Origin of the sequence: Enterococcus sp. DIV1307a (assembly GCF_050537425.1) — a bacterium.
Classification (GTDB): Bacteria; Bacillota; Bacilli; order Lactobacillales; family Enterococcaceae; genus Enterococcus; species Enterococcus faecalis.
The window spans coordinates 2,768,072-2,793,620 of record NZ_CP172914.1; the positions used below are offsets into that span (position 1 = coordinate 2,768,072).

Genomic DNA, 25,549 nt, shown 5'->3' on the forward strand with positions numbered 1-25,549 from the left:
TTAGAACAATCTTGCGATTGTTAAGCTCAATTTGTTTGCTAGCATATTGCTTGCTTGTTAAAAATGTTTGTTGTCTTGAATTGAATCAAGACGCCCTACACATTTGGTTCGTCTATTCTTTGTTCAGTTTTCAAAGGTCTACGTTACCTCGCAGCAACTTTTATATCATAACAAACTTTCGTTTGAATGTCAAGAACTTTTTTGAAAAAGTTTTTTAAGTTGTTTTGCTTGGTTGTTGTTGTCTATTGTGACAACTTCTATATCTTATCATCTCGTTTGTTATTTGTCAACAACTTTTTTGTTGTTTTTTCAAACTTTTTTCGAGAGATTTGAAATCAAGAATTGTTATTTAATTATTGATTTCTGAATCGCTCAGCTGTGTGACTCGCCTTGCGACATGTAATAATATACCAAGATTTCAAGCATTGGTCAATCATTATTTTCACTTTTTTTAAACTTTTTTTCAATACCGATTATTATGATTGGTATAGGTGTTTTCGTTCGCTTTTTACCCCCTTTCATCCTTTTTTGGCTATAGTTTATTAACTTTTAGCAAAATCTTCTAAATTTATCGTAATATATCAAGGATTTTGTCCTTTTTAGCAATTATTTGTTAAAATATGGAAAAGAGATTTTTTTATATATGGAGGAAATGAACGCTTATGAAAATTTTAGTTGCAGATGATGATAAAGAAATTGTAGAACTATTGAGTATTTATATTCATAATGAAGGATACGAAGTCGTGAAAGCTTATGATGGAAAAGAAGCGTTATCCAAATTGCACACAACACCAGATATCGATTTATTAATCTTGGACATTATGATGCCAATCATGGATGGAATGGAAGTAGTGAAAGAACTTCGAAAAGAATCGCAAATTCCAATTATTATGTTAACAGCAAAAACAACCGATATGGATAAAATCAAAGGCTTAGTTGCTGGTGCAGACGATTATGTCACCAAGCCTTTTAATCCTTTAGAAGTAATGGCTCGGGTAAAGTCTATTTTACGTAGAAGCCAAATGCAATTAACCAAAGAAGAACCCGATGAATTAGAAGTCGGCCCATTAATGATTAATAAGGACTCTCACGAAGTCAAAACAATAGAAGGAAAAGAAATTCAATTAACCGCTCTTGAGTTTGGTATCCTCTATCTATTAGCTAGTCATCCAAATCGTGTGTTTAGTGCGGATGAAATTTTTGAGCGTGTGTGGCAACAAGAAAGTATTGTTTCTGCTAAAACCGTGATGGTTCACGTCAGTCATTTAAGAGATAAGATTGAAGAAGCAACTGGTGGAGAAAAAGTCATTCAAACAGTGTGGGGAGTTGGATATAAGATCGATGCTCGTTAAACCTAAAAAGATTGAAAAACAAAAACGAATTACCTTAACTTCTAAAGAAATCAGCGAGTTATTAGCAGAAGCAATTGTGACAATTGTTTTATTACTACTATTAAATGTCTCAATTATGTTCCTTTTAGGACAACTACTTAGTGAAAACTCGCCCTTAGCTGGTGTCATCTGGGCCACTAAGGATGCGGTCGCTAAAGAATTAAATACTGATTTGTTTTGGAGCTGGAATAAATTTGTCTTACCCATTTTCTTTTTAGTAGATGCAGCTGTTCTCTATTGGCGCTTAATTCGTCGCTACCACCAAATGCAATTGCGTCATATTATCAGTGAGTTACATTACATCGCTGATGGTAATTACAATCACCGCATTCCGTTTGAATTAAGTGGTGATTTAGCAAAAGTCGTGACGAGTATTAACGGTCTAGTGGATAGTACTGTCGCAGCCATTGAAGATGAACGGCGAATTGAAAAATCAAAAGATGAATTAATTACGAATGTCAGTCATGATATTCGGACACCGTTAACTTCTATTATTGGTTATCTGGGATTGATTGAAGATCGTCAATTTCATAGCCAAGAAGATTTACTGAAATATACGCATACCGCTTACGTCAAAGCGAAACAAATGAAATTATTAGTTGATGATCTTTTTGAATATACAAAAGTCCGTCAACCAAGTGTACCGATTCATACGACGACTTTTGATATGGCACAATTAATTGAACAGCTTGCTGCCGATTTTGAATTGGAAGCGAAAAAGATTAATATGCAAATCCAAGTAAAAGCCAATCCAGCTTCTTTAATGATGGAAGGCGATACGGAAAAACTAGTCCGAGTCTTTAACAACCTTCTTTCAAACGCTTTGAAATATGGCAAAGGCGGCCATCATATTGTAATGGAAGTAGACAAAGTCGGCACCGAAGCAATTATCGCTGTTCGCAATGATGGACCAGCTATCCCTAAACATTCTTTAGATCAGTTATTTGACCGCTTCTATCGTGTCGAAGAATCCCGATCACAAGAAACGGGTGGTACTGGTTTAGGTCTGGCTATTGCACAAAGTATTGTTGCTTTACATGGTGGATATATTTATGCGAAGTCTGATCAAAAGTGGACTTCCTTTATTATTCATCTACCCTTACAGCGTACCAACAAGAAATCAGAGAGTTAATTGACATCCCTGAACTTTTTCGGTATTCTATAGAAAAGAGAAAACTAAGAGAAAAAGTATTTATGGCACTGAATTCCAGAGAGTTTGCGGGGGTGCGAGCAAACATTCATCCATAAAGAAGTCCGTCTCTTCCAGGTGTCCAGCGAAATAAGTTGGAACGGTCTGCAGCCGTTATCTGCAAATCAAGGGCAGTAACATTACTGAACTTGGGTGGTACCGCGAGATTTCCAGTCATTTCGTCCCAAGAATATTTATTTTTGGGGTGAGATGGCTTTTTTGTTGTTTTCTACAACAGTTATTATTGATTATGTACTAATTTTAAGGAGGAAAAAATATGTTAGATGTAAAAATGATGCGTCAAAATTTTGACGAAGTAAAAGCAAAGCTACAAACCCGTGGTGTGAAAGAAGAAATCTTAGTGGAATTTCTGCGTTTAGATGAAAGTCGCCGTGATTTATTAGTCAAAGTCGAAGAAATGAAAAAATACCGGAATGATGTGTCTGCTGAAATTGCTCAATTAAAACGAAACAAAGAAGATGCAACGGCCAAAATCGCGGAAATGAAAGAAGTCGGCGGTAATATTAAAGCGTTAGATGCAGAAATTAATGCTATTGACGAAGAGCTACGTGGGATCACAACTACTTTACCGAACTTGCCAGATGATTCTGTGCCTGTTGGTGCTGGTGAAGAAGAAAATGTAGAAGTACGTCGTTGGAGTGAACCAAGAACTTTTGCTTTTGAACCAAAACCACACTGGGAAGTCGCTGAAAACTTAGGCATTCTAGATTTTGAACGTGGTGCCAAAGTAGCTGGTAGCCGTTTTGTTTATTACAAAGGCTTAGGTGCTCGCTTAGAACGTGCGTTATACAACTTCATGTTAGATTTACATGTTTATGAACATGGCTATACAGAAATGATTACGCCTTATATCGTTAATGACACCGCCATGTTCGGAACTGGCCAATTTCCTAAATTTAAAGAAGATGTCTTCCAATTACAAGATACGGATTTAACGTTAATCCCAACGGCAGAAGTCCCGTTAACTAATTACTACAACAATGAAATTTTAGATGGCAAGGATTTACCGATTTACTTTACGGCCTTGAGCCCTTCTTTCCGTTCTGAAGCTGGTAGCGCTGGTCGTGACACACGTGGGTTAATTCGTTTACACCAATTTAATAAAGTCGAAATGGTTAAATTTAGTGATGCAGAGCATTCTTATGAGGAATTAGAAAAAATGACGAATAATGCCGAAGAAATTCTGCAAAAACTGGGATTACCTTACCGTGTCATGGCTCTTTCAACAGGTGACATGGGCTTCTCAGCTGCGAAAACTTATGACTTGGAAGTTTGGATTCCCGCTCAAGAGACATACCGTGAAATCAGTTCATGCTCAAACTGTGAAGATTTCCAAGCGCGCCGTGCGATGATTCGTTACCGTGATGAAAATGATAAAGTCCAATATGCGCATACACTCAATGGTTCTGGTTTAGCCGTGGGACGGACAGTCGCTGCTATTTTAGAAAACTACCAAAACGAAGATGGCTCTGTGACTGTACCAGAAGTCCTAGTTCCTTACATGGGTAACCTAACAGTTATTAAATAAAGGGAAGATGAAGGTCGTTGTCTGATATCAGATAACGGCTTTTATTCTATAGGAAAAGGAGCCTGTAACAAAAATCACTTTGGATTTTTGTTACAGGCTTAAAAATTGATAAACGGCGGAAACAGAAGCAAATCCTTCATTCTACAGAAAAAGAGGCAGACGTCGAAATGACGTCTGCCTCTTTTAAATTTCAAAAAAATCAGCTTTTATTTTATTGAACAGAATAGTTTGGTGCTTCTTTTGTGATTTGAACGTCATGTGGATGTGATTCTTTCAATCCGTTACCACTCATTTGAACAAATTGTGCTTCTTCACGCAACGCTTTCAGGTCTGCTGCACCGACGTAACCCATCCCTGATTTCAAGCCACCGATTAATTGGAAGACAATATCAGAAACGCTTCCTTTGTAGGCGACACGTCCTTCGATTCCTTCTGGCACTAATTTGTTTGCTTCATTGACACTTCCTTGGAAGTAACGATCACTTGATCCTTTTTCCATTGCACCCAATGAGCCCATGCCACGGTAAGTTTTGAAACGACGGCCTTGATAAATTTCAAATTCGCCTGGAGATTCATCTGTACCTGCTAACATACTTCCTAGCATTACAGCATGGCCACCAGCAGCTAAGGCTTTCACGATATCACCAGAATATTTAATACCGCCATCAGCGATAATTGCTTTACCATATTCTCTAGCTACAGAAGCAGCATCATAAATCGCTGTTAATTGAGGAACACCAACACCGGCAACGACACGTGTTGTACAAATTGAACCAGGTCCAATACCAACTTTGACAACGTCCACGCCGACATCATACAATGCTTTGGTTGCTTCAGCAGTGGCAACATTACCAGCAATTAATGTTGCTTCAGGGAACGTTTCACGAATTTCTTTAATTTTGCGAATAACGCCGGCACTATGGCCATGTGCAGTATCGATAACAATCGCATCGGCACCTGCTTCTAATAATGCTTCCGCACGTTCGAACGTATCACTAGTGACACCGACTGCTGCCGCCACAAGTAAACGACCGTGTTCGTCTTTGGCAGCATTTGGGAATTCAATCACTTTTTCAATGTCTTTAATTGTAATTAAGCCACTTAAGCGACCTGCTTCATCAACGATTGGTAATTTTTCGATTTTATGTTTTTGTAAGATTTTTTCTGCATCTTTTAAAGATGTGCCAACTGGCGCAGTGACTAAATGATCTTTTGTCATGACTTCTTCAATTTTGATTTGGTAGTCGGTTACAAAACGCATATCACGGTTTGTAATAATTCCGACTAATTTACGGTTTTCCATTGTTTCTACAATTGGCACACCGCTAATACGGTAACGACTCATTAATTCTTCTGCATCCGCTACTAAGTTTGTTGGTGTTAGAAAGAATGGATCAATGATAACGCCGCTTTCAGAACGTTTGACTTTACGTACTTCGTCTGCTTGTTGGGCGACAGTCATATTTTTATGTACGACACCTAGTCCACCTTGACGAGCCATCGCAATTGCCATATTACTATCTGTAACAGTATCCATACTGGCACTCATCAATGGAATATTTAACTTGATATTTTTAGCTAATTGTACACTCATGTCTACATCATTTGGTAAGACATGGCTTTCTGCAGGGATTAATAGCACATCATCAAATGTAAGACCTTTTTTCGCAAATTTTGTTTCCCAATTTGACATTTTTTTGTCCACTCCTCGACTTAATTTTATATATGAAAATAACAGATAATACTAAGGAAGTCAACTAGATTTGTTTAAATAATCAATGAGGAATAAAGGACAAAACACCAAAATCGGTTTGTCCTCTATTCAACTCTTCCTAATTAAGGTCCTACTTTCATCGTTGTTCTTTTATCTTGTGTTTCTTTTTTTGTTGTAAAAATCGGCTAAATCCAAAACCGCCGACAGAAAGCAAGGTAATCATTGTCCCTATTTTTTGCACTTTTGTTCTTTGGTAACGGATGTCGACATGTCCTGTACCAGATAAAGAAAGAGCGGCTAAGCCTCCTTGATTGGTTAGGTTCATTTTTTTAGCGCCCGTTTGGTTTTTCATTTGAATCGTGGCTTGATAGCCTAAGTAATAAATAAAAGGAACGGTCACCTTCGCTGATTGCTTCACCACTTGGTAATCAAATGAAATTTTCCCATAAGGCATTCTAACATTTGTAATGGTTACTTGTTCTGCCGAATAATCAAGTTGTCGTTTTTTCTGTTTCAATAATTCCTGATAATTGATTTCATCTGGCAAATATTCATGGCCCGCACCGATATAAAAAGGTGTTGGTTGCTCATACTCAGCTTTTGTTAACAGGCGACCTTGTTGTGACTGAATACTTTGATATTGATAAATGCCTAAATTGCTGATGGCAAGGAAAACCAACAAAGCCACGGTCCAAGATTTACGGAAAACGCCCCATTCGTCTTGTGCAATGAAAAAAGCGAGCATTACGGAAAGAATCCCTAAAAACCGCCAAGGAAACTGAATCGTATTTAAAGGCGTGTGGTTCAGCCAGTGCCAAGGAAAAAGCGTGGTAACCATCAATAAGAGTACCAGCGTCAAACCAATAAACCGTTTGTTCTGAATTTTTTTGCTGGCAAGCGAAACCACTGCTACAACAAGTCCCACAAACAAAAGGGTTCCTAGATTCGCTGTTTTCGCGTGAAAAACACTGCTCTTTAAACTATTAATGAAAAGAGAATCAATGGGATAACTTCTTTCGGAAATATAAGTGAGTGGATTGGATGTAACTTTAAACACTTGATTTTTCATTTGTTCAGCAACTGGTAAAAGATAAAAGGCCAGCCAAAGCAGCGTCAGACCTGCAGCCTTCGTTAATGCCCACAGGACCTCCTTTTTAAAAAACTGCTGCCAATAAAACAGAATGTATAACCCAATCCAAATAGAAACCATTTCAATAGAAATAAAGTGAGCCAACCCAATCCCAGTCATCGCCAGCGTTAACAACGGCCAACATTTCGTGGTTCCCTTTCGTAATAAAAACAGGCTCGCTAAGACCAACGGAAAAAAACTTAGCGCCAAAAATTCTCCTAACGCTTGGCGATTAAACAAGTCTTGCATGCGGTAAATAGATAAGCCATACAAAATGGCAAAGAGATAGCTTCTTTTTTTAGAGAGCGCCATTAATCGGCCTGCATAATAAGTAAGACTAAATGTTGCCAAGTTTACCGCAAACACAAAAACCGCCATACTAGCGACAAAGGAAAGCCCCAGAACACGCAAAAGCGCAGGCAAATAAAGATACGCATCTGGATAAAACAAACTAGAGGCATAGCCATAGCCTCCCAAGAAAAAATAATTGATTTTAGGAAACCAGTCGTTGTTTTTAATTGCTAATGCGAGGCCTTCCACCCGATTTTGATGAAAGCGGAAATCACTTGCTCGTAAAAAATTCTCTTGAAAATAGACAAAATAAAGAGAAAGTCCACTTAATAAGAGAAAACTAATAAAAATGAGTAGCCGCTCGTGTTGACGGCACCAAGACTTCACTTGTTGTCCCATAAGAGGCTCCTTTCTTTAGCAAACTTCTGAAAACAGAAGCCTGGGACACTAGCTTTTTCGACTAATCCCCCAGGCTTTAACTGTTAAAACGCTCTATTGAGAGAGCGACTTTGCTTGTTGCAGTTTCTGCGTCAGCCGAGCGCATTCACAATTGAGCGCGCGCCGTTTATTGACGTGTCATGAAACTACCTTGAATATTGTATTTTTTCTTGAAGAAATAGCGTGCTACAAAGGCTAACGCACCGATTACTAAAGCAATCATCGGATCTAAAATGGGATTGATCACTGGTGGCAGCATCGCTGAACCAGCGAAAACTGCAATCCACAAGAACATCCCACCAAATAGAATGGCGGTCGTTTTTAACCAACCAGGACGTTTGCTTTTGTCGCCACCTTGACGATCAAAACGATAAACATATTTGTGCATTAGATAGAAAACATAACCCCCAGCCATCGCACCTAAGATATATGTGGTTAATCCGAGAGGTTGTGCGGTTCCTTTTGAAAATAGAGACATCGCCGCTAACATGATTGTTAATAAACCAAGTAATAGTAAGGTATTGTCGAGCCAAATCATCCAGCCCGCTGGTTCTTTGACTTCTGCTGGTTTATTTAAAATTGCTTCCGTCCGTTCTGAAACAGTGCCAAATAACTGACGGGCTGTTTTACCTGTTTTTTGACCGGCTACTAATTCTGGTAAAATACCGTGTAGAGCCAATGCTAGCTCTTCTTCAGATAAATTAGCCGCTTTTAATGATTTTTTTAAGTCAAAAATGTATTGTTCATTTCTTTTAGTCAAATTCTGTTCTAATTGACGATTCTCAGCCACGATTGCTCGTAATGCTTCTGCTTCCATAGTTGTATCCTCCTCACCCTCATGTAGAGGGAACCTCTTTCTAAACGGCTGAATGGCCTTAAATATGTGGGCTTATCCCAAAACAAATTGCTTGTTGGGCACATTTTTTTAAACGTTAAAACGGAACAACATAACATCGCCATCTTGAACGACGTAGTCTTTTCCTTCTAAACGAACACGGCCCGCTTCTTTGGCAGCTTGCATATTGCCATATTTATCTAGGTCTTCATAAGAAACTGTTTCCGCACGAATGAAGCCTCGTTCAAAGTCACTGTGGATAATCCCAGCTGCTTGAGGTGCCTTGATTCCCTTACGGAACGTCCATGCACGAACTTCTTGTTCACCAGCTGTAAAGTAGGTAGCTAAGCCTAACAAATCGTACGCCGCACGAATCAATTGATCTAAGCCAGATTGTTCAATGCCCATTGCTTCTAAAAATTCAGCCTTGTCTTCTTCAGAATCCAATTCAGCAATTTCTTCTTCTGCTCGCGCACTAACTACGATTACTTCCGCATTTTCACTGGTTGCAAAATTACGAACTTGTTGTACATACTCGTTGTTGTCTGGATCCGCCACTTCATCTTCTGAAACATTTGCTACATAAAGGACCGGCTTTGTGGTTAATAAGAAAAGAGATTTAACAATTTTCTCTTCTTCTGGCGTAAATTCAATCGTACGAGCAGATAAACCTTCTTCTAAAACTGGTTTAATTTTGTCTAAAACAGCTAATTCTTCCACCGCTTCTTTATCTTTTGCTTTCGCCATTTTTGCCACGCGAGTATAGCGTTTATTGATTGAATCTAAATCTGCTAAAATTAGCTCTAAATTAATTGTATCAATGTCTGCTAAAGGATCAACGAAATCCGCATCCCGATTTTGTTCACGCATGATATTTTCGTCATCAAAACAACGAACCACGTGACAGATTGCATCTACTTGACGAATGTGACTTAAAAACTGATTTCCCAGCCCTTCTCCTTTGCTGGCACCTTTAACAATTCCGGCGATGTCTGTAAATTCAAACGTTGTGGGAACTGTTTTTTTCGGTTTTACTAGTTCTGTCAAGCGTTGTAAACGGGCATCTGGTACTTCAACCATGCCGACGTTCGGATCAATCGTTGCAAAGGGATAATTTGCAGCTTCTGCTCCTGCTTTTGTAATTGCGTTAAATAGGGTCGATTTACCAACGTTTGGTAAGCCGACAATTCCAGCTGTTAGTGCCATTTGTTTTCCACTCTTTCTCTCAGTCTATTCTCTTTTCTATTAGAGGCATCAAAGCATTAGTCTGCTTTTTTCTCGATTACTTTTTTTAATTTTTTAGTAAAATCACGACGCGGCATCATGACAATATGCCCGCAATTCGTGCACTTGATTTTGATATCAGCGCCCATGCGAATGATTTGCCAACGATTTGCTTGGCAAGCATGCGGCTTTTTCATTTCGACAATATCGCCTAAATCATACATGTTCCAAGCCTTCTTTCTTCTCTTACTTATATAAAAATACCATGATTACAATACCATTTTTTAACGAAACTAGCAAAAGGATTTGTGACTTTCTGTCTTACTTTCTCACTTTGCTTTTTATTCCTCGTCAAAATGAATATCTAAAATATCTAAAATTCTAGCCAAATCCGAAGAGGACAAGTACTCAATTTCAATTTTTCCTTTGCCTTCTTTTTCTTGAATCGCTACGGTTGTCCCAAATTTATCCATTAAGCGGTCTTCACTTTCTCGAATATAAATGGGTTTTTCCTTGATGGCTTTTTTCGCTTTTTTGCCCTTTTTGCCTTGTGTTTCGTTTAATTCAGCGACAAGTTGTTCTAATTGTCGAACCGTTAAATTGTCTTTAATACAACGATTAGCTAATGGCAATAGCTGTTCTTTGTTCTTCAAGCCTAATAACGTCCGTGCTTGACCCATTGACATGCTTTGTTTTTGAACCATTGCTTTGACCGCATCTGGTAAGGTTAGCAACCGTAAATAATTGGCAATATACGGGCGACTTTTTCCCAAACGTTCTGCGACTTCCGCTTGTGTTAATTTCAAATTTTTCATTAGCATTTCATAGGCTTCTGCTTCTTCTAGCGGATTTAAATCTTCCCTTTGTAAGTTTTCCAAAACAGCAACTTGCATCATGGATTCTTCATCAAATTCGCGAATAATTGCGGGAATTTTTTCTTTGCCGGCTAATTTAGAAGCCCGGAACCGACGCTCACCTGCAATAATTTCATAGCCTTTAACTGCCGATTTACGAACAATAATCGGTTGAAACACACCGGAATGTAGAATCGAGTTTGCAAGTTCTTGTAAAGAGGTTTCATCAAATGTTTTCCGCGGTTGGTAAGGATTGGGACGAAGTTCGTTTAATAGAATTTCTGTCACTTGTTCGTTCTTAACGTCGACATCTTCTAGCTTTGCGATATCTTGAAACAAGGCATCGATGCCTCTGCCTAAACCTTTGCCTTTATTCATTCTCCAACACTTCCTTTGCTAGTGCTTGATACACTTCGGCACCTTTTGAGCGAATATCATAGTCAATGATTGGTAAACCATGACTTGGTGCTTCGGATAAACGGACATTTCTTGGAATAATCGTGTCATAGACTTTTTCACGGAAATATTTACGGACTTCTTCCACGACTTCGGCACCTAAATTGGTCCGAGCATCGTACATGGTTAACAAGACCCCTTCAATTTTCAATTCAGGGTTAAAATGTTTTTGAACCAAGCGAATCGTATTTAGCAATTGACTCAAGCCTTCTAATGCGTAATATTCACATTGAACAGGAATTAGAATCGAATCACTTGCTGTAAAAGCATTGATTGTTAAATGCCCTAGAGAAGGCGGGCAATCAATTAAAACGAAATCATACATGTCTCTTACTTCATCAATTGCTAATTTCAAGCGCGATTCTCGAGCCATCATTGAAGTTAATTCAATTTCAGCGCCTGCTAATTGAATAGTTGCAGGGACAATATCTAAATTTTCACGGCTGGTATGTTGAACCACGCTAGTGATTGGTTCTTCATTTACAAGGACATCATACACATCGTGTGCGACATCTGGTTTAGGGACACCCATGCCACTGGTCGCATTTCCTTGTGCATCAATGTCGATCAGTAAGACTTTTTTGCCTAAGTTTGCTAAACATGCGCCTAAATTTACAGTGGTCGTTGTTTTACCAACGCCGCCTTTTTGGTTCGCTACAGAAATAATTCGTGTCATGTGTGTGCCTCCATCTTATTTAATCGGTTGTTTATTTGGTAATCCAGGTTTTCTGGGATATTTTTTAGGGGTTTCTTTTTTCTTTTGAATCACGACAATGTGGCGTTCGTCTGCCGTAATCGGCAAAGTAAAACCAACTTCTTTCTGAAATTGACCGCCTAATGTAGCGATTGCAGGTTTTGCTTCATTAATTTCTTCTTCGCTTTTCGATGCTTTTAAGGCTAAAAAATAGCCTTCTTTTTTAACTAAGGGTAAACACAGTTCACTTAAAACATTTAATCGTGCAACTGCTCGCGCTGTAACGTAATCAAACGCGCCACGAAATTCTGCTTTTTGACCAAATGTTTCTGCACGATCATGATACAAAGAAACATTAGCCAAACCTAGTTGATTCACCAACTCTGTTAGGAAAGTAATTCGTTTATTTAAAGAGTCAACAATTGTGACATTTAATGAAGGAAAAACAATTTTCAAAGGAATACTTGGAAATCCTGCGCCTGCGCCAACATCACAAATGGCTTTGTCACTGGCAAAGTCTTCAAAGAATGCCAACGAAACAGAATCATAGAAATGTTTCAAATAAACTTCTTTTTCTTCTGTAATGGCTGTTAAATTCATTTTTTCATTCCATTCTACTAGTAAATGGAAATATTGGTCAAATTGTGTCATCTGTTGGTCTGTCAATTCAATGCCTTTTGCGGCTAATAGTTGTCTAAATTCTTCGGGTAGCATAAAGACTCCTTCCTTTTTTGTGAAACAGAAAAATGTTTCACAATCATCTTTTCCTACTTTAACGCAAATAGCAATTTCTTGCAATGCTTTTCGGAAGATTTTTGCCTGAATGATAAAAGAAAAACCCGCCTTTTTATGTAGTAAAAAGTCTCTAGCCACGGGCCAAAATGTTCAATTGGCGGCAACGAGAACCGCCTTTCTCTAAGAGTAAAACAAGCCAATGTTTCATGTGAAACATTGGCTTGTTTTACTTACTATAATCATCGCACTTTATTTGTCGTTCTCTGCGGTAGTCGTATTCTTGGATACGGGGACTTAACCAACCTTTTTTGGCTGTTTTTCGTAATTGATGATCAAATCTCCCTGGTGGTGAACTATCTAGTAATTCATGGGTACGATTATTCCGATTTGCATAATTAAACGATTCACCATTCAAGACTTTTTCCTGGTATTCATTGTTTTTGGCCGCTTGATAATAAGCTGGATTACTAATTAATCTGCCTCGCCAGTCTTCAACTAACACATCCCACTGGGTTACAAAGGTCCCTTCTTCATTCAAAATAAACTCACTGTGAAAATTAGGCGTCAATCGTTTCTTATTAATTAAAGAATAAGATGCCCCCTCAGGGTATTTGTTGTGCAAACGAGCAGAGCTTTTTTTCAGCTTCCGCCCGTCCATCCCTTGCGGCTTGGCCGCAAAAACATAGCGTTTTAATGCCTGTTCATCGGTGTCCCCTTCTTGTTTAAAAAAATCGCGGATATACGTGATATTTTGACGATCAATATACATTCTTAATTGATGTATCTTTTTCGCTTTCTCTTGATTAAAGCTCCCAAGAAGACCTAACGGATAGGCTTTTTGAACTGTTTTTGCCAACAAATGCCAAAACGTCGCATGCGGTGCAATCGTCTTCGAGAAACGATAAGGTCCTACTAATTGCAACATGCCATGCTGATCCAACACTGCACCTAATTGCCATAACAGTAACGAGAGCTTTTCTTGCGGACGATAAGCCGAAAAGCGAAATAATCGCTCATACGCTGAAGAGCCCACTTCTTCCACTTCAGAAAACAGTTCCGCAACTGCTGTTTTCGCTTGCTCAAGCGGCAAGAAACGCGTGTCTTTTATGGCGCTTTCCACTAATCCATAAACAGCTTGGCGGTCCCAGCCAGCGTCAATCGCCGCCTCTACACCAGCACTCATTGCTTGTTGTAATTCTTGCCAACGTCCCATCTTCTCGCCGCCTTTTTCTATATACTTCTTCTATAATGATAATCCTTTCCCCGCAAAATGCCAACTGCTTTAAAGCAAAAAAACAACCCGCCCTTTGGGGAAGGGCGGGCGGAGGAGTTAAAAAATGAAAAAGTGTTTTGTTAGGGTTTTGTTTATCGGGTATGTTTAAATAATAGCCGTTAAATGTGAAGAAACTATGGTAAAAATGCGCCTTCTTTTCAACAAAATTTTGAAAAAGTCTCTTCAGAAATTAAGATTTTTTTGCGAAGTTGTATACTTTCTACCTCCATTCGATATATTATATATTTAATATACATAAAATCACAAAAGAAATATACATAATAATGAATATTTATTCAACGGTTGATAATCCAACAAAAAAGAGCATGGGACAAAAATCACTTTGGATTTTTGCTCCACGCTCAAAAACTGATAAACGGCGGGAACAGAAGCAACTCCTTCGGAAATAAGCCGAAATTCTCCAAAAATTATAGAACAATTTCCGGAAATTACTTCTTATTTCTCGGAGTTAAACACTTCTATCCCGACCTCTTTCAACTAAATTAAATGATTTTCTCTTAAAATATCACCAATATACGTATCCTCAAATTTCTTCACAAAGTGTTCAACCATTTTGCGTTCCACGAACGGCATATCCATTTCTGTTAATTTTTTCTTGTCAGATAAATAATAAACAGAGTTTGCTAAGACGCGCAAGTCGTATGCAGAAGCAAACACTTCTGGTACTCCGCGTTCAACCTCTAGCAATTGATAAACAGCTTCCATCGCTGTCCGTACAGAATACTCTGTTGTAAACACCGTATCTCGTTCAGTATCTGCGAAGTTCCCAATGAAAGCAAGATTTTTAGAGCCGTTTGGTACAACTAATGGTCGATCGCCTGGTTCTCTTAACATAAAGTAAGAAGTGATAAACGGCATATAAACCGGAATAGTGGTAGCCGATTCTTCTGAAATACGTTCAATTTCCCCTTCTGGGACCCCTAAATGATAAAGTAACTCTTGCGTAATTTCTTGGCCTGTACATTGTTCGATTGGTTTTTTGATATAATTTCCTGGTTTATTAGAAAGTAATCCATATACCCAAGTTATAGATTGTTGATCATTTTGTTCTTTAAAATGCGGTTGTCTATGCATAGCGAAACTCATCATCCAATTAGAGTCTTTGATAGTAATAATACCACCTGTGACAATTTTTCCTGTGCGTAATTTACGATGTGTTAACCGAGAAAGATACGGTTCAATATCGAAATTTTCCCACGTAATCGTTGCTGAGACAAACCAACTTTCATCTGGTAAATTTTCACAGAAAACTTCTGGGTGCCCAAATTCTGGGGATTGTTTTGCTAAGTTTTTCCAGAGATTCCAACTTCCCCCTAGTTCATGAGTAATTGGTGCTGGTGTATGATGATCTCCTTGCGTCGAACTTTCAGTAATTGAGCCATTCGTTACGAAGACTAAATCATTTTCAGTTAAAGGAATTTCTTTGGTTTTGCCCGCTTGTGTCAGCAATAATCGCCGAGCAACTTTAGTAGCTCCTTTGATGTCGACTTGGATATCATTGATCGTTGTTTCATATTGAAAGTCTACCCCTTGATTGGTTAAAAAGCTTAGTAATGGTTTCACTAACGATTCGTATTGATTGTATTTGGTAAACTTCAAGGCTGTAAAGTCAGGCAAACCTTTGATGTGGTGGATAAAGCGCATGATGTAGCGGCGCATTTCAATGGCAGAGTGCCATTTTTCAAAAGCAAACATTGAACACCAATAGATCCAAAAGTTGGATTCAAAAAATTCTTCGCCGAAAACATCTTCAATTTTTTTACCAATTAATTGATCTTCAGAAGTCATAAATAAATCAACGATTTCTTTTTGTGCTTTTTTGGATAAAGTAAATTGTCCATCATCTGGGACACGTTCGCCACGGTTATGAATAATGCGGCAATTTGAAGAATTCGGATCATCTAAATCTAACCGGTAAAACTCATCTAGGACAGAGGCATCTTCTACTTCTAATGATGGTACCGAACGAAATAGATCCCACAAACACTCGAAATGGTTTTCCATTTCGCGTCCGCCGCGAGTGACAAAGCCATCATGGGGAATAAATTTACCATCTAAAGAACCGCCAGACAGCGTGAGTTCTTCAAAAATGTGAATATTTTCGCCCTTCATTTGACCGTCACGAATTAAGAAAACAGCCGTTGCTAAACCTGCTAGGCCACCACCAACGATATAGGCACTCTTGTCATCTACACCTTTTGGTTTTCTTGGTCGAGCAAATGCTTCATAATTTCCATTTGTGTATCTCATTCTCGTTTCCTCCTATCATTTGATACCCTCATCATACTGCTACCAAAAAAAATACCCAAAAGATAACCCTTTTTTTTAAGAAATTCTTTGACAAATAAAGAAAATTGTCTAATTTTTAAGCAAGTGAATAATCGTAGATGTTTCATGTGAAACAAAAAAAGAACGAGAAGAAAAATGACCGCTTTTTCTTCTCGTTCTTTTTATGCTAATTCGTTTACCGTTTCTACTCCAAAAACAGCAACCCAATCTTCCTGAAAATCAGTTACTGCTTTTTGAATGGCGGGCATTGCCAAGCCTTGTGTCACGAGTTCTGGTGCGATAGTGACCGCTTGCGCCCCCATTTGACAGGCTTGATTAATTTGTGCCACATTTTTAAAACTAGCAGCTAAGATCTTACTCTTTGCGTTCGTCCGTTTAATTTCTGCAGCTAAATGCTCAATAACCTTTTGAGAATCAATTGTTAAATTCTCCATCCTATTATAATACGGTGCTAAATAATCTGCACCTGCCGCAATCGCTAGGTAGCCTTGAAATTCTGTATAAATAGCGGTTGCTGTTATCCGATAATTTGCCTGCTTTAGTTGTTTGATGGCTGCCAAGCCTGCTTCATTGACTGGGATTTTAATGAATGTTTCTTGGCCTAATTGTTGTACAATGGTTTGGGCATCTTCTAGCATCTCTTCTGTCGTTTGACCGACCACTTGGACGTGCAAACTCGCTTGTCCAATCGTTTTTTTGATTTCTTTCATCTGCGCAAAGAAGTCAATTTTTCCTGCTTGTTTAACAATACTGGGATTAGACGTTACGCCTGCCAGTGGTAAAATTTTCTGATACTTTCGAATAGCCTCAAGATTAATTGTATCTAGCATAAATTCCATCTTTTACGTTCCTCCCTCAAACGATAATTATAGAATAGTGATTGTTGTACCAACAGTTATTTCAGGAATAGCTTTTTCTTCAACATATAATGTACCTGGTAATTCAGGTGTTGTTGCGCCATCAAATTTAATAGTAATGTGACCCAATGTGTCTAAATTAGTTAATACTACCTCGCCTACAGCGGTAATCTGGTAAGTTTGTTCATCAATCACTAGCGTTTGCTTGTCCGTAATCGCTTCTGTGACTGGCTGAACCTCAATGTTATAACAATAATCTGCTAAAGCATCTGGTGCATCTTTTCCAAATAAGATGACCATTTTTTCTTCTTTAAATAATTCGGCTTCTGGTCCAATAGACTGAACCTTTGTTGTAAATACTGACATTTCCCATCCTCCAAAAAAATTTTTTAACTATACAATCCAAAACTTGCTAACCAAGCAACTAGTACTCGAGGGGCACCATTTAAGAAACGAGAATATAAAACAGAAGGGACCCCGACTTCAACGGTTTCAGCTTCAGCTTCTTCCAAGCCTAAGCCCACGGGAATAAAGTCGCACGCGTTTTGTGTATTAATAGCAAACAATGCTGGTAAGGCTAGTTGTGGCGGAATGTTGCCTTTCCCAATTTCCACACCAATTAACGTACCAATTACTTGGCTGATTACTGCTCCAGGACCTAATAAAGGAGAAAGAAACGGCAGAGAACAAATAAAACCAATAATTGTTAACCCCACAATGTTTCCTGCCAATGGCGCCATGATATTGGCAAAAAATTCACCAATTCCTGAACCTTGAATCACACCAATTAATAAAGAAACAAATGCCATAAACGGAATCACTGTGTTGATCATCGTTTGTACGCCTTCACGGGCTGATTGGTTGAATGTCGCTACAACTTTTCCTGCACCCATACCAATTTTCGCAACAAAACTTTGTTGTTCCGCTTTTTGTTCAGTAATTTTTTTACTTGTATCATATTTAAATTCTGTTTTTTTCGAGGTGGGCTTTTCTGTATCAGCAGCAGCTTCTTCTGATGTCAATGTAATCTGTTTCGGGCCTACAGCGGAAACATAAATTGTCTCATTAATGTATTGTGCTAAGGGACCACTTTTGCCAGTTGGAACAACGTTAATAGTAGGAATTCCTTTTTTAGGATAAATTCCGCAACGAAGAGTGCCTCCACAATCAATAATGGCTAATGCGATTTCATCATCTGGAATCGATGTCTTAAAACCATTGACCGCTTCCATTCCTGTCAATTCTACGATTTTATCAACAATTGCGGGTTTCTCGCCGCCACCTGTAATGTAAATAAATTTATGTTTTTCTTCTGTCGGTGTAATCACTAAGGGCCCACCATAACCGCCATTTCCTTTAACTACCTTAATACTATTGTACGTCATCTCACCTTGCTCCTTTCTAATCCACAGCAATCTCTACTGTTTTACTAAGGGTAATTCCTTGTTGTTTGCAAACATAGGCGGTAGTGAAATCGGTAACCCAACCGCCAATAAAATTCATTAATATCCCTACAAACATATAGCGAATCGCTAGGTCCATCGAATTTAGTCCTAACGTATCAATCCCTTGCGCAATCCCTAACCAAACGAACAATTCACCAGGATTAATATGAGGAAAAACTCCATTACTGGTATGACAAAATTGCGCTTGTGCAGCATAATAGCTAGGTTTATAGTATTCTGGTAAAAATCGAGCCATCGTAAAGGACATTGGATTGCCTAACATAAAAGCGGATAAAAAAGGCAACACTAAATACCGCGTAACAGGATTTTTGGCAGAAAGTTTGGCTACCTTGGTTACTCTTTCTTCTCCTAGAAAAGCAATTAAAGTATTCATAGCTACCATTAACATCAAAACAACAGGTACGATGCCTGTCATCCAAGAAATAAATGTTTCTGCTCCTGTTTGGAAAAGGTGCATAAATCCTTCCGCAAATTTTGTAATATAAGACATTACTCGACACTTCCTTTCAATTTTGTTTGTACTTTATTTTTCCATAATTGCCATTGAATTTTGGCTCCATTAAGCGGCGTTAATGGTTGTGTTTCTTGATAATTGCCAAGCTCAACACGTAAGTAAATTTCTCGTGCATTTTCCATCGCTTGTTGGGTTAATTTATTTTCCTTTTGTACGAGCGGATGGTAATGATCCATATAATGAATATCCTCGTTCACGTACTGAGGTAAGGAATGAAATTTAGCTAGAACAGTGACACCTTGCATCTTTCTAGCGGCTAAGATTTTCCCTTGTGAATCCACAGCAAATAAGATAATCGTGCCTGCTTTTAACTTCCCTGCACGTCGACCAATCGCGACTTTTCCTAATTGTCGCAATTCTTGGTAGTTTTGATTAAAGTGTTTAATCTGTTTCATTCCCATAGCTATCTGAACGAAGTAAGCTGTTAAAAAAAGCGCCCCGAATACGTAGATAAAACTCATATGATAATCCCCTTCCTTTGCATCCACTCTTTAACCGCTAAAACATCTCGTTGCTTCCGTAACTCATTACGTAAACGTTCGTCTCCTGCGATTGTAAACAAGCGGTCATATAGTTGTAGTAACTCTGCTTCAACAGTGGCCGTCAGCTCTTCTGGAATACCCAACAGCAAAATAACATCAACTTTACCTTCTGGTGTAACCAGTGATTCTTCAAAAACCCCAATCGATAAAATAATCGTTGGTAAGGCTTGATTAATTGTATGGGGAAAGGCAATCCCCGATTCAAAAATAGTTGTTTGTTGATCTTCTCTAGCAAAAATTCGTTCGATAAATTGGGGATCTACTAATTTTTCTGCTTCTAAATCAGCAATCATTTTCTGGATATTCGCTCGGTAACCTTGAGTATTCTCTAATAATTGATAGGTCATATGAATATTTTGAGATTCCACGGAACGAATTTCTTTTGCTCTCTGCCACTCATTTCTGAGCCAAGTATCGTTAAATAAATTAGTTAAATGGATCATCGGTGTTTGTGGTCGAATATTTTTTAAGGTAATGGTTGTAAAAATAGCAAAATATTGATTCAATTCTCTTCTCTCTGCCTCTTCTTCAGAAAAATGGGCAATCTGAACGTCTGGACCCAAAACTTTTTCCAATTGCCGCTGAATGATCAAGGCCGTTCCATGACCTGTACTGCAGATTACAGCGATTTCTTTTTTGGCTCCCGCTTCATAGTTCCCTCTCAATGCTAGCTCAAAATACAAAGCGAGATACCCAAATTCAACCGTCGGCACACAACGATTTAACAAACGGCCCAATTCTTGCAAGCCAATCTTGGCTAATTCATAGGCCAAAGGATATTGACGTTCAATTTCTCCGTAAAATAAATCGTGACACTCCACATGAAAAACGAGTCGATTCATCACGTTTCTTAAATGATCTTTCATTTCTGAAAACAAGAAGTCCTCATCAAATTCAACAACAACTGAATGATGAATTTTTTTCATCATTTTTTGAAAATAGTCAGCTAAGAGTCCTTCATCAGCCAATAAAGAATTACGAATATGGTTTGTGTTGATGTTAAAAGGAAAGCTGATAAAGGAACGTTCCCATTGGCTTAACGTTACATTATAGGTTATTTCCAAGTGATACATCAGTTCTTCAATCTGCTCGTTATGACGAACATAATCAACATATTCTGGTGGTAGTTCCGTAATGAGTTTTCCAGCTAAAACACGCTGCAAAACAATTGAAACCACTCTTCGTAAAAGAAAACTATCTTGTTTCGCTAGTCTTGTTTCTTTGATTATTTTTTGTATCATTTGTTTGGTAGTTTCATGAAGAAACTGTTCTTCAAAATATTCTTGGACGTAATTCACATGAAGTAAGCGTAAATCAAACTCTTTTCCTTCTAAATGAATGCCACGGTTTGGCGTGCCTACAACCGCAACCTGCCAAGGAGCAATCAGCTCTTTCATGCGCTTAATGTCTTTATTAACTGTGCCGCGACTAACGGCGAGTTCTTCGGATAAATCATAAGTTGAAATAAATTGATCTTCTTCTATTAATCGTTTGATAATGTAGGAAACACGCTTGCTTGAAGAATTAAAATCAGATTCCCTTTTTAGCCGTCCAGACAAAACCTCTTCAAAACCTTCAAAGTTATTGATTTCTAACTGAAAGAGATTTTCCTTCTGAATAATTTGGGCGATACCGATTAATTCATCATTCAATGTATCAATGTTTTTACGAACTGTTTGAGGACTTGCGGCTAATTTCTCTTGCAACTCCTGTAAGCTCATTCCTTTGTGATCAACTAGTAATTTTATTACTTGGTACCATCTATTTACTAGCGTCATTTAGTTTTCCCACCTCTATCCTCTTGTTTTACCTCCAGCTACGTTTGTGGTGATGCCTGTAATATAGCTTGAACGGTCTGATAAATAATAGCATACTAAGTCAGCGACTTCATGGAGTTTTCCGCTACGACCTAATGGAATCGTACTTGTTTTTGAATAACCTGCTCGCAATTGCTCAACAGAAATGTTTCGTGTATAAGCCAATGCTTCTTCATATGCTAAAGTGCGCAAGCCCGTTTCTTCCATAATGCCTGGCGCAATCCCCACAACACGGACGTTTGATTTTCCTAACTCTTTAGCCCATGAACGTGTATAACTGCTGACCGCTGCTTTCGTTGCAGCGTAGGCGCTTTGCCCTTCGGAGCCTTCTAATCCAGCTTCTGAAGACATATTAATAATGACACCTGCTTGTTTTTGTACAAGAATCCGGCCCACTGCTTGGCTCATTAGGTAGAGCCCTTTTTGATTGATGGCTACAATTTTGTCGAATACCTCATCCGATAATTCATAAGGCCCATGAGGATGATTTTTATCCACCAATAGACGAGGAATATTGATTCCGGCATTATTTACTAGGCCATCTACGGTTCCAAATTTTTCCACCACTTGAGCGACACCCGCTTCTACTTCTGCTCGAGAAGTTACATCGACTTTCACAAAGAGTAAATGCTCATGTTGCGTTTCTGATGCTGAAATATCAAAATTAGCGACATAGACCTCTTGCGCTAACAAGCTTTCAACAATGCTGCGACCAATACCAGATGAGCCTCCTGTAACAATCACTACTTTTCCTTTAATTCCTAACCAATCTGTCATTTGTTCCACTCCTATCATTTGTTTGCGCTTTCAGTATAGGTCAGTTTGTGAAATTATTTAAGACAGTCTTTTTTTGCAGTTTAGAAAAAAGAGTAGACTAATTCAAAACAAAAAAGCAGTTGCTTCTTCACAATCAATCATCCGTGAAGAAGCAACTGCTTCAAATTTTTATTATCCTTGTTCGACCACTCAGATAGTTAAATATTGATACATAGTATTTTATAAAAATTAAACTTTAATGATACTCTTTCAAAATAATTACTCATCTATAAAAAATTCATTTGTGAGAAATGCCATGCTTACATTCTTACCTCTGTCCTGTCCTGTACATCTAAACCCTATTGATTCATAAAAATTTTTAACATCTTTTTCACTTTGAACAGTAATAAGACATGCCCCAATATGTGGCAATATAGCTGTTTGAATGTATGTAAACACATAAAACATCATCTCAGTTCCAAAATGTTGCCTTTGATATTCTTTTTGAACTCCAAAGTGATGAATCTGTATTCCGGGTATAGAATCTCGACTAATCGGATTTTTCCATTCTTTAAATTTACCAGTCAGGGTTGATTTTTTTGTAACGACAACCCTATCTGTTGTTAATGAGAAAAACCCTAGCAAAAAGGTAGGACTATCCTCAGAAGTTATGAATAGTAGAAAAGTTTTAGTAATCCCATATATAACGTCTTCCAATGCTTCATCTTTTAAATATGAATCAATATGATCTTTTCCACAAGAAAAAGCCCTAACTAAGGCTTTTTCTTTTTCATCTATGTTTGAAATTTTTTTAATAATCACTTGTTGATCAATAAACATCTGCAATCCTCACTCATAGTTCATATTTTACGCCATCAATATTGAGTGTTTTTATTCGCTTCATACCCTCTAGAGTTTTTGCAATGTTTTTATTTGAAGGTTTGGTTTTACGAGAATATACATTTTTTAAAAATACTTTTCTTTCACTTTCTGTCTTAAAGTACATTTCGGTATTAGTAATCGTTGTAGCCATAATATCCCCTCCATTCTTCACATCTATCTTAACAGCTTAAAACTAATCTGTTAAATCTTATGCTTTTTTATTATCCCAGATAATCTTCTTATAAGCAATACTTTTTTCAACTATATCGAATCCTTATTGAATATTTTTTAATTTGAAATCCATCACAATTTTTATAATAACTTCTGAGTATGTTTACTATTTCTTATGTTACTACTAAATTGACATATTTTTTCTCAATATTTTATATATTTTTATTATCCTAACTTTAAATATACAGATAATCTTCACCTAAAAACTTATATCTTTTCTTCCTCTAGAAAAAATGTACATCACACTATCTTCTGCATAATATAAAAGCTCAGCTTTATTTTTAATAATATTCAATACTTTTCTATCTACTTCTGAAACTAAATTTAAATATAGAATCCCTATACAATTAAAGTACAGAGGGCTATACTATTCTCTATTTTCACATCGATATTTACTATTTCTTCACGTTAAAAATCGACTGTCTATGTTTTTTATAAATAAAAGGTATTTTAAAATATTTATGTGTAACTCACAGATTTCTTCCTACTTAATCGATTTTAGTAACTTTTTTCGCGATTTTTCCTTGTTCGATGTAGACCATCAAAATGCTAATGTCAGCGGGGTTCACACCGCTGATACGGCTTGCTTGGGCAATCGTTTCTGGTTGGATTTTTTGTAGTTTTTGTTTTGCTTCTGTCGCCAAGCCGTTAATCGCTTGGTAATCAATGTTTTCTGGAATGCGTTTTGCTTCCATGCGTTTTAGTTTCTCAACTTTTTCCATGGCTTTTTTAATGTAGCCTTCGTACTTGATTTGAATTTCTACTTGTTCAATCACTTTCGGATCGAGTGCCTCTTCAGGTGCGGGGATAAATTGAGCGACTTCTTGATAACTGATTTCTGGGCGTTTCAGAAAATCTCTAGCTAAAATACCATCTTTTAAGCCAGCAGCGCCTTTGGTTTCCAAAAATGCTTGCACTTCTTTGGTTGGTTTAATCCGATGTTTGCCTAAGCGGGCAATTTCCGCTTCAACAGCCGCTTTTTTGACTAGATAGGCGGCATATTGTTCTTCTTTGACTAAGCCAATTTCATGACCCATTTCTGTTAAACGTAAGTCCGCATTGTCATGTCGTAAAATCAAACGATACTCCGCACGTGACGTTAATAAGCGATAAGGTTCGTTAGTGCCTTTTGTAACTAAATCATCAATCATGACGCCAATATAGCCATCACTACGTTTTAATACAAGAGGCTCTTTGCCTTGAATTTTCAATGCAGCATTAATTCCTGCCATCAAGCCTTGACCAGCAGCTTCTTCGTAGCCACTAGTTCCGTTCGTTTGACCTGCTGTATAAAGATTTTCAATGACCTTTGTTTCTAATGTTGGGCGTAATTGGTGAGGGACTACCACATCGTATTCAATGGCGTAACCTGTACGCATCATTTCTACTTTTTCTAATCCTTCAATAGAATGAAGCATTTCTGTTTGGACATCTTCTGGTAAAGAAGTAGATAAGCCTTGGACGTAAACTTCTTCGGTATTCAACCCTTCTGGTTCCAAGAACAATTGGTGTCTTGGTTTGTCTGCAAAACGAACAATTTTGTCCTCGATGGATGGGCAATACCGAGCGCCCACACCTTCCACAATCCCAGTAAACATTGGGGCGCGGTGTAGATTTTTTTGAATAATTTCATGCGTTGTTTCATTCGTATAAGTTAACCAACAAGGTTCTTGGTTTTGATTGTAGGCACTATCTGGCGTGCTGTAACTAAAGTGGTTGGGTTCTTTATCGCCTGGTTGTTCCTCTGTCACAGAATAATCAATCGTACTTGATTTTACTCGTGGCGGCGTTCCTGTTTTAAAGCGATCGATTTCTAAACCTAATTCTTTTAAATGATTGGCTAAACCAACGGAAGGTTGCGAATTGTTTGGTCCTGATGAATATTTTAATTCACCAATAATAATTTCGCCACGCAAGGCAGTACCGGCAGTAATCACCACTGCTTGACTACGGTATGCGGCACCTGTTGAAGTTACAACACCACGACAAACGCCATCTTCCACGATTAATTCTTCAACAATCCCTTGACGAAGGGTTAAATTTCCTTCTTTTTCAATGGTATGTTTCATTTCTGTCGCATAGGCATGTTTGTCAGCTTGCGCGCGCAACGCACGCACTGCTGGACCTTTACCAGTATTTAGCATCCGCATTTGGATGTAGGTTTTATCAATGTTTTTACCCATTTCGCCGCCTAATGCATCGATTTCTCGGACAACGACTCCTTTGGCAGGTCCACCAACAGAAGGGTTACATGGCATAAAAGCAACCATATCTAAATTAATTGTTAAAAGTAACGTTTTAACGCCCATTCGTGCGGCTGCTAAGGCTGCTTCAGAGCCAGCATGTCCAGCACCGACGACAATAACATCATATGATTCTGCTTGATATTGATTCATAAAAAA

23 protein-coding genes and 1 other annotated feature are annotated in these 25,549 nt (G+C 38.0%); of the genes, 3 read left to right on the forward strand and 20 right to left on the reverse strand.

Features of this window, described 5'->3' with window-relative positions:
- Window positions 1–662 precede the first annotated feature (662 nt).
- From IGL90_RS13455 to serS, 3 genes are all read left to right on the forward strand, one after another.
- Window positions 663–1,352 carry a response regulator transcription factor gene (locus IGL90_RS13455; RefSeq protein WP_002355963.1) on the forward strand — a complete coding sequence of 230 codons (690 nt, stop codon included), beginning with the start codon at window positions 663–665 and terminating at the stop codon, window positions 1,350–1,352.
- Entirely contained in the window at window positions 1,342–2,523 is a 1,182-nt protein-coding gene (locus IGL90_RS13460; protein WP_002363566.1) for a sensor histidine kinase, read from the forward strand. Before IGL90_RS13455 ends, IGL90_RS13460 begins: the two co-directional genes overlap by 11 nt.
- Window positions 2,524–2,563: 40 nt before the next feature.
- Window positions 2,564–2,770 (forward strand) — a binding site (T-box leader).
- A gap of 87 nt (window positions 2,771–2,857) precedes the next feature.
- Window positions 2,858–4,129, forward strand: coding sequence for a serine--tRNA ligase (serS, locus tag IGL90_RS13465; RefSeq protein ID WP_002355965.1), 1,272 nt, complete (start codon window positions 2,858–2,860; stop codon window positions 4,127–4,129).
- A 211-nt stretch (window positions 4,130–4,340) separates the two neighbouring features.
- Here serS and guaB read toward each other — a convergent pair whose 3' ends face one another.
- The 20 genes from guaB to mnmG all read right to left on the reverse strand — a co-directional run bounded on the left by guaB (window position 4,341) and on the right by mnmG (window position 25,543).
- Entirely contained in the window at window positions 4,341–5,822 is a 1,482-nt protein-coding gene (gene guaB / locus IGL90_RS13470; protein ID WP_002355966.1) for an IMP dehydrogenase, read from the reverse strand.
- Window positions 5,823–5,979: 157 nt separating this feature from the next.
- Window positions 5,980–7,662 carry a 6-pyruvoyl-tetrahydropterin synthase-related protein gene (locus IGL90_RS13475; protein WP_002368743.1) on the reverse strand — a complete coding sequence of 561 codons (1,683 nt, stop codon included), beginning with the start codon at window positions 7,660–7,662 and terminating at the stop codon, window positions 5,980–5,982.
- Window positions 7,663–7,828: 166 nt separating this feature from the next.
- Complete coding sequence (locus IGL90_RS13480; RefSeq protein ID WP_002363563.1) at window positions 7,829–8,518, reverse strand: DUF1129 domain-containing protein; 690 nt, start codon at window positions 8,516–8,518, stop codon at window positions 7,829–7,831.
- A gap of 108 nt (window positions 8,519–8,626) precedes the next feature.
- Entirely contained in the window at window positions 8,627–9,742 is a 1,116-nt protein-coding gene (gene ychF, locus IGL90_RS13485) for a redox-regulated ATPase YchF (protein WP_002355971.1), read from the reverse strand.
- A 56-nt stretch (window positions 9,743–9,798) separates the two neighbouring features.
- Window positions 9,799–9,984: a DUF951 domain-containing protein gene (locus IGL90_RS13490; RefSeq protein WP_002355974.1), complete on the reverse strand. Its 186-nt coding sequence runs from the start codon at window positions 9,982–9,984 to the stop codon at window positions 9,799–9,801.
- A gap of 117 nt (window positions 9,985–10,101) precedes the next feature.
- Window positions 10,102–10,992 carry a ParB/RepB/Spo0J family partition protein gene (locus IGL90_RS13495; protein ID WP_002355975.1) on the reverse strand — a complete coding sequence of 297 codons (891 nt, stop codon included), beginning with the start codon at window positions 10,990–10,992 and terminating at the stop codon, window positions 10,102–10,104.
- On the reverse strand, window positions 10,985–11,746 hold the full coding sequence (locus IGL90_RS13500) for a ParA family protein (RefSeq protein ID WP_002355976.1): 762 nt from the start codon (window positions 11,744–11,746) through the stop codon (window positions 10,985–10,987). Before IGL90_RS13500 ends, IGL90_RS13495 begins: the two co-directional genes overlap by 8 nt.
- Before the next feature lie 15 nt (window positions 11,747–11,761).
- A complete protein-coding gene (rsmG, locus tag IGL90_RS13505; RefSeq protein WP_002355977.1) occupies window positions 11,762–12,478 on the reverse strand; it encodes a 16S rRNA (guanine(527)-N(7))-methyltransferase RsmG in 717 nt (238 codons plus the stop codon).
- Window positions 12,479–12,725: 247 nt separating this feature from the next.
- The gene (locus IGL90_RS13510) at window positions 12,726–13,712 is read right to left on the reverse strand and encodes a DUF3114 domain-containing protein (RefSeq protein ID WP_048737532.1); all 987 of its coding nucleotides are present in this window, start codon (window positions 13,710–13,712) and stop codon (window positions 12,726–12,728) included.
- Between the two features lie 558 nt (window positions 13,713–14,270).
- Entirely contained in the window at window positions 14,271–16,043 is a 1,773-nt protein-coding gene (locus IGL90_RS13515) for an oleate hydratase (RefSeq protein ID WP_002361446.1), read from the reverse strand.
- A gap of 200 nt (window positions 16,044–16,243) precedes the next feature.
- Window positions 16,244–16,921 (reverse strand): fructose-6-phosphate aldolase, encoded by a 678-nt coding sequence (locus IGL90_RS13520; protein ID WP_002355980.1) that lies wholly within the window; start codon window positions 16,919–16,921, stop codon window positions 16,244–16,246.
- A gap of 27 nt (window positions 16,922–16,948) precedes the next feature.
- Window positions 16,949–17,305 carry a PTS glucitol/sorbitol transporter subunit IIA gene (locus tag IGL90_RS13525; RefSeq protein ID WP_002355981.1) on the reverse strand — a complete coding sequence of 119 codons (357 nt, stop codon included), beginning with the start codon at window positions 17,303–17,305 and terminating at the stop codon, window positions 16,949–16,951.
- A gap of 23 nt (window positions 17,306–17,328) precedes the next feature.
- A complete protein-coding gene (srlE, locus tag IGL90_RS13530; protein ID WP_002355982.1) occupies window positions 17,329–18,324 on the reverse strand; it encodes a PTS glucitol/sorbitol transporter subunit IIB in 996 nt (331 codons plus the stop codon).
- Between the two features lie 16 nt (window positions 18,325–18,340).
- The gene (srlA, locus tag IGL90_RS13535; RefSeq protein WP_002355983.1) at window positions 18,341–18,895 is read right to left on the reverse strand and encodes a PTS glucitol/sorbitol transporter subunit IIC; all 555 of its coding nucleotides are present in this window, start codon (window positions 18,893–18,895) and stop codon (window positions 18,341–18,343) included.
- Window positions 18,895–19,380, reverse strand: a complete 486-nt coding sequence (locus tag IGL90_RS13540) for a transcriptional regulator GutM (RefSeq protein ID WP_002368739.1) — start codon at window positions 19,378–19,380, stop codon at window positions 18,895–18,897. Before IGL90_RS13540 ends, srlA begins: the two co-directional genes overlap by 1 nt.
- Window positions 19,377–21,239, reverse strand: coding sequence for a BglG family transcription antiterminator (locus IGL90_RS13545; protein WP_048737726.1), 1,863 nt, complete (start codon window positions 21,237–21,239; stop codon window positions 19,377–19,379). Before IGL90_RS13545 ends, IGL90_RS13540 begins: the two co-directional genes overlap by 4 nt.
- Before the next feature lie 15 nt (window positions 21,240–21,254).
- On the reverse strand, window positions 21,255–22,055 hold the full coding sequence (locus tag IGL90_RS13550) for an SDR family oxidoreductase (protein WP_002355987.1): 801 nt from the start codon (window positions 22,053–22,055) through the stop codon (window positions 21,255–21,257).
- Window positions 22,056–22,313: 258 nt separating this feature from the next.
- Window positions 22,314–22,874 carry a GNAT family N-acetyltransferase gene (locus IGL90_RS13555; protein WP_048737725.1) on the reverse strand — a complete coding sequence of 187 codons (561 nt, stop codon included), beginning with the start codon at window positions 22,872–22,874 and terminating at the stop codon, window positions 22,314–22,316.
- Between the two features lie 13 nt (window positions 22,875–22,887).
- A complete protein-coding gene (locus IGL90_RS13560; RefSeq protein WP_048737722.1) occupies window positions 22,888–23,067 on the reverse strand; it encodes a hypothetical protein in 180 nt (59 codons plus the stop codon).
- Window positions 23,068–23,635: 568 nt separating this feature from the next.
- Window positions 23,636–25,543, reverse strand: a complete 1,908-nt coding sequence (gene mnmG, locus IGL90_RS13565; protein ID WP_048737720.1) for a tRNA uridine-5-carboxymethylaminomethyl(34) synthesis enzyme MnmG — start codon at window positions 25,541–25,543, stop codon at window positions 23,636–23,638.
- Window positions 25,544–25,549: the final 6 nt, after the last annotated feature.

Bases quoted from the DNA above. Each gene is read 5' to 3' on its own strand.
- IGL90_RS13455 (WP_002355963.1), top strand. From the start codon at position 663: ATGAAAATTTTAGTTGCAGATGATGATAAAGAAATTGTAGAACTATTG.
- IGL90_RS13460 (WP_002363566.1), top strand. From the start codon at position 1,342: ATGCTCGTTAAACCTAAAAAGATTGAAAAACAAAAACGAATTACCTTA.
- serS (WP_002355965.1), top strand. From the start codon at position 2,858: ATGTTAGATGTAAAAATGATGCGTCAAAATTTTGACGAAGTAAAAGCA.
- guaB (WP_002355966.1), bottom strand. From the start codon at position 5,822: ATGTCAAATTGGGAAACAAAATTTGCGAAAAAAGGTCTTACATTTGAT.
- IGL90_RS13475 (WP_002368743.1), bottom strand. From the start codon at position 7,662: ATGGGACAACAAGTGAAGTCTTGGTGCCGTCAACACGAGCGGCTACTC.
- IGL90_RS13480 (WP_002363563.1), bottom strand. From the start codon at position 8,518: ATGGAAGCAGAAGCATTACGAGCAATCGTGGCTGAGAATCGTCAATTA.
- ychF (WP_002355971.1), bottom strand. From the start codon at position 9,742: ATGGCACTAACAGCTGGAATTGTCGGCTTACCAAACGTTGGTAAATCG.
- IGL90_RS13490 (WP_002355974.1), bottom strand. From the start codon at position 9,984: ATGTATGATTTAGGCGATATTGTCGAAATGAAAAAGCCGCATGCTTGC.
- IGL90_RS13495 (WP_002355975.1), bottom strand. From the start codon at position 10,992: ATGAATAAAGGCAAAGGTTTAGGCAGAGGCATCGATGCCTTGTTTCAA.
- IGL90_RS13500 (WP_002355976.1), bottom strand. From the start codon at position 11,746: ATGACACGAATTATTTCTGTAGCGAACCAAAAAGGCGGCGTTGGTAAA.
- rsmG (WP_002355977.1), bottom strand. From the start codon at position 12,478: ATGCTACCCGAAGAATTTAGACAACTATTAGCCGCAAAAGGCATTGAA.
- IGL90_RS13510 (WP_048737532.1), bottom strand. From the start codon at position 13,712: ATGGGACGTTGGCAAGAATTACAACAAGCAATGAGTGCTGGTGTAGAG.
- IGL90_RS13515 (WP_002361446.1), bottom strand. From the start codon at position 16,043: ATGAGATACACAAATGGAAATTATGAAGCATTTGCTCGACCAAGAAAA.
- IGL90_RS13520 (WP_002355980.1), bottom strand. From the start codon at position 16,921: ATGGAATTTATGCTAGATACAATTAATCTTGAGGCTATTCGAAAGTAT.
- IGL90_RS13525 (WP_002355981.1), bottom strand. From the start codon at position 17,305: ATGTCAGTATTTACAACAAAGGTTCAGTCTATTGGACCAGAAGCCGAA.
- srlE (WP_002355982.1), bottom strand. From the start codon at position 18,324: ATGACGTACAATAGTATTAAGGTAGTTAAAGGAAATGGCGGTTATGGT.
- srlA (WP_002355983.1), bottom strand. From the start codon at position 18,895: ATGTCTTATATTACAAAATTTGCGGAAGGATTTATGCACCTTTTCCAA.
- IGL90_RS13540 (WP_002368739.1), bottom strand. From the start codon at position 19,380: ATGAGTTTTATCTACGTATTCGGGGCGCTTTTTTTAACAGCTTACTTC.
- IGL90_RS13545 (WP_048737726.1), bottom strand. From the start codon at position 21,239: ATGACGCTAGTAAATAGATGGTACCAAGTAATAAAATTACTAGTTGAT.
- IGL90_RS13550 (WP_002355987.1), bottom strand. From the start codon at position 22,055: ATGACAGATTGGTTAGGAATTAAAGGAAAAGTAGTGATTGTTACAGGA.
- IGL90_RS13555 (WP_048737725.1), bottom strand. From the start codon at position 22,874: ATGTTTATTGATCAACAAGTGATTATTAAAAAAATTTCAAACATAGAT.
- IGL90_RS13560 (WP_048737722.1), bottom strand. From the start codon at position 23,067: ATGGCTACAACGATTACTAATACCGAAATGTACTTTAAGACAGAAAGT.
- mnmG (WP_048737720.1), bottom strand. From the start codon at position 25,543: ATGAATCAATATCAAGCAGAATCATATGATGTTATTGTCGTCGGTGCT.